1 protein-coding gene and 1 tRNA gene are annotated in these 393 nt (G+C 59.0%); one reads left to right on the forward strand and one right to left on the reverse strand.

All coding sequences use genetic code 11. The features are described from left to right. The first annotated feature begins 50 nt into the window (after positions 1-50). A tRNA-Met gene (locus GV832_RS21775) sits at positions 51-127 on the forward strand. A gap of 163 nt (positions 128-290) precedes the next feature. On the opposite strand, the gene GV832_RS21780 is transcribed toward GV832_RS21775, so the two are convergent. Beyond that, positions 291-393, reverse strand: a 103-nt coding sequence (locus tag GV832_RS21780) for a transposase domain-containing protein (protein WP_168776771.1), incomplete at its 5' end; no start/stop codon positions are given.

Consider the following 393-nt stretch of genomic DNA (forward strand, 5'->3'; position numbering starts at 1 on the left):
GATAACTCTCTATCCGATCCACAACCCCACCGATCCTGGAACAAAACCGTCGCGGGGTGGAGCAGCCCGGTAGCTCGTCAGGCTCATAACCTGAAGGCCGCAGGTTCAAATCCTGCCCCCGCAACCATAGTTACTTGCCAATTGCCCACGCTACCCGCGTGGGCCTTTTGCATTCGAGGTCCAAACGGACCCAAACCCCCGTCACACAACGACAAAATCGCACCCAGCTCCCCAAACAGCTCAATTGCATGACCGTTCGGCGCGTCGTAAGCCTCCGGTCTAGGCCGTGGCTATTTGGTTTTCCAGTTCCAGGGCAGGAGATCCGGCAGGCGTGACGGTGTGGTTGCCGGTAGCTTGGCGAGGACATCTGCGAGCCAGGTCTGTGGGTCAACG

This window comes from Stagnihabitans tardus, assembly GCF_009925085.1.
In the GTDB taxonomy this organism is placed as follows: domain Bacteria; phylum Pseudomonadota; class Alphaproteobacteria; order Rhodobacterales; family Rhodobacteraceae; genus Stagnihabitans; species Stagnihabitans tardus.